Genomic DNA, 3,192 nt, shown 5'->3' with positions numbered 1-3,192 from the left:
GCGGCGGCGCATATCCTGGACATTCTTCTCGACGACACCTTTCTCCCAGCCGGAAGCTACATTGCAGAAATCAGGATCGAACAGGTAATGTGCCGTCATCGCGAAGAAGCGCGTATTTACCACACGCCCGTTACCTTTGGACACCTTGTCCACAGCCGTCTTCATGTTGTCGTAAATGCCGCGTTGCGGCACGCCGCCAAAAGCTGTAAATGCACGGGTATGCGCATCGAACAGCATTTCGTGACTTTGTGACGGATAGCCCGACAACATGAAGGCACGACTGGCACATAGTTTGGTATGTGCAGCCAACACTTTACGGTGGGTGCCACCGATCACCAGCCATTCTTCACTCCAGTCAAACTGAAAGGCTTCACCCAACGTAAACTTCAGCGGTGCATACGCCGTTTTACCCTGCCCGCCTTGATTGCGCCAGTTGCGAACAAAGTCACAAACAATTGTATAACCGCCAACATAGCCATCCTTTCTGATTTCCTGGAACAGCATCCTGGCAGTGCGCCGGTCTTTCCTGGGGCGGCGAGCATCCGCTTCCAGCGCCAATAACAATCGAGATTCAAACGGTGTCAGCTTGCCGGGCTTCTTCGCTCTGTGATATTTCACTGCGCTGTCACTTGGCGCTTTCAACCACTTTTTTATTGTGTTCCGCGACAGACTTGTGCGCCGTTGAATCTCATTAATCGACAAATGTTCACGGTAAAACATCCGACGTATCTTTGCATACATAACCATGGTAATCACCTCTTAATTTCTCCTGCTTAAAATTTAGGCAGGATACGTGAATTACCTGGTCAATTTTCAACCGGTACAACTAGCCTTTTCTGGTCAATTTTCGACCGGTGTCAACAATACAGCTTACCTAACAATTTTAAGGACTGGCTTTCTATTTGCTATTTCCATTAATCTGCCGTCTATATTCTGATCAATGCCAGTTAAGCCAAAAATTAAATTTTCAATTTCTTCTGTGGGCACATGTAGACTCTCTGCAACATCCGCTTTTGTAGTGCGCTCATTCCAAAGCTCCCGTAAAACCTTTTCCCATACTACCGATCTCTCTCGCTCAATTCCGTTAGGTTCTGTAGTTCCGTACCTTTTGGGTAACTCAATGCATATTGTTCTATGCTGCCAGTCAGATATTATTCCTAATTTATGCAAGGTATATGCTAACGCCGCGGCTGATACACCCCATCGTGTTTTTGCTTGAATTATTTGATCAAGAGTTGAAATACGGGGCAGCCTAGAAATAACATCAGATTCTGGCATTAAAAAAGATGCCGCAAACCTGTTTGCTTCTGTTTCTGCTTCTCTCCCCTTGGGGCCGCCATGCTTATGCAACACTAAATGTGCCAATTCATGACCTGTATCAAAACGACTTCGTTCCGGAGTTTTGTAGGTATTTAAGAATATATATGGAACATCATTTCTCCAGCATGAAAAGGCATCAACATTTTTGGTGTTTTCTGACAGTGAGAAAATTTTTACTCCCTTGGACTCAAGGAGCTTAATAATATTACTAATAGGCTTTTCCCCAAGCCCCCAATACTGTCTTAGAGTTCTAGCAGCATGACTTGGATCGCGCTCATGACTAAGATCAAGCAAATCTACTTCAGGGAGATTAAATCGCTCGGTAACCCAATCGGAAAACAAATAGGCTATTGCGCCAGCTGAAATTGCCGCATCTCTTTCTTTAGCAGACATGCTAGATAAGCTTCTAAAACTCACCGATTCCTTCCTTGGTTCATCAACATCTTCACCAAGGAAGAATCCCACAGGAAATTTAAGCTCATGCGCTATAGCTTCGATGGTACCCTTATCAGGCTCATTACAAGATTTCTCAATCCTGCTAATAGTGACCGGTGAAACACCGATTTTGATAGCAAGCCCTTTTCCTGTATACCTTCTACGTTTTCTGGCAAGTATCAACCTACTTGGATTAAACATAGCTTATTCATTTTCTACTGACATTTACTTGAAAATCTTGTTCGTTAACATCTTCATCGGTATTAAAACTATTATCATTTGATATGTTCTTCCAATCACCGCTTTTCACTAGAAAGATACGCTCTACAAAACCTGAGAATTGGCCGCCATCAATAGCCCTAGGACATGACAATTCAGCCATGACATCATCATCTATGGCTGAAACACACAAGAACCAGGTAACCGGTTGACTTTTCGCTAATCTTTTTCTTCGCTCCTGATCAATCTCGGGAAATAAAGATGGTTGAAACTCGTTTATCATCCGCTGAGTTGCAGCTCCTTTGTTGGAAACGGCCTTGGGATCGATGCTACCAGAAGCATTATCTACATTCTGATAGAGTATGCGAATATTTGCATTTGAGTTATACGTTGCCTCAATGTTTTCTTCGCGACCAATGCACCACCCCTTTGGCACAAGCAATTCACGCAATGCGCGCACGCCATAAATATATGCCAGCATACCTGGCGCATTTATTGGGTCGAATTTGACTGAATCATTTCGTGCACAAACGGCCTTCTGAACGACTTCAATCAAAACAGCCTTAGATAAATCCAAATCAGACAACCTCGCGTCGACGTCCCAGCTTTCTTTCCTAATTACTGTTTCTAAATGCATCAAAAAACCCCGTGTTAATTTTTAACTCCTCAATTGTGTCACAAAATATTAACATGGTCAATTTTGAAATACTAAGATTATTTTAATTTAGGCGTGCAACAGGGGGATTCTCGCGCTACATTTTCGGGCAAAAAACGCGCCCAAAATAGCCAGAATCAGGCAAAAAGTCGGGCAATGCCCGACCAGTTTCCGTGCGATTCCGCAAAGTCGGGCAACGATAACACATTGAATATTATATTTAATAATCGTTCAGCCCGACTTGCCCGACCAAAAAATGAAGGGGGTGGAATTATTCATCACAAAATTACTATGAAAAACGTTTACTAAAAATTTAGTATTCGCCCATTTTGGCGAAAACCAGTTACCCGGATTTTTTGAACATTGGTATGACGCTGGCACCCTTCTCCAAACCCTCAAGAAAGTCACTCCACCACGTCATCATTTTTATACGCTCCGGCAAATATTTTGCCCGGTTGTATGCGCCCCTGTCCCGTGTCAATTATCCTGGCCGGTTTGGCGACAATTATGATGGCCGGTTGAGTTTTTTATGATTTTTTCAGATTTTTCCTCCTGTAACTTTC

The 3,192-nt window shown here is 43.5% G+C and carries 3 protein-coding genes; all 3 read right to left on the bottom strand.

Annotated elements, in window-relative coordinates; all coding sequences use genetic code 11:
- On the bottom strand, positions 1-747 hold a 747-nt coding region (istA, locus tag BMY60_RS14805), incomplete at its 3' end, for an IS21 family transposase (RefSeq protein ID WP_143057483.1).
- A gap of 123 nt (positions 748-870) precedes the next feature.
- Positions 871-1,956, bottom strand: coding sequence for a helix-turn-helix domain-containing protein (locus tag BMY60_RS14800; RefSeq protein ID WP_090334669.1), 1,086 nt, complete (start codon positions 1,954-1,956; stop codon positions 871-873).
- Positions 1,957-1,963: 7 nt separating this feature from the next.
- Positions 1,964-2,611: a hypothetical protein gene (locus tag BMY60_RS14795; protein ID WP_090334668.1), complete on the bottom strand. Its 648-nt coding sequence runs from the start codon at positions 2,609-2,611 to the stop codon at positions 1,964-1,966.
- Positions 2,612-3,192: the final 581 nt, after the last annotated feature.

It is taken from the genome of Nitrosomonas sp. Nm51 (assembly GCF_900111165.1).
In the GTDB taxonomy this organism is placed as follows: domain Bacteria; phylum Pseudomonadota; class Gammaproteobacteria; order Burkholderiales; family Nitrosomonadaceae; genus Nitrosomonas.
The sequence above is the reverse complement of the archived record's forward strand: the minus strand, read 5'-3'. Positions and strand labels throughout refer to the sequence as shown.

Coding starts and splice junctions, on each gene's coding strand:
- BMY60_RS14800 (WP_090334669.1), bottom strand. CDS start 1,956: ATGTTTAATCCAAGTAGGTTGATACTTGCCAGAAAACGTAGAAGGTAT.
- BMY60_RS14795 (WP_090334668.1), bottom strand. CDS start 2,611: ATGCATTTAGAAACAGTAATTAGGAAAGAAAGCTGGGACGTCGACGCG.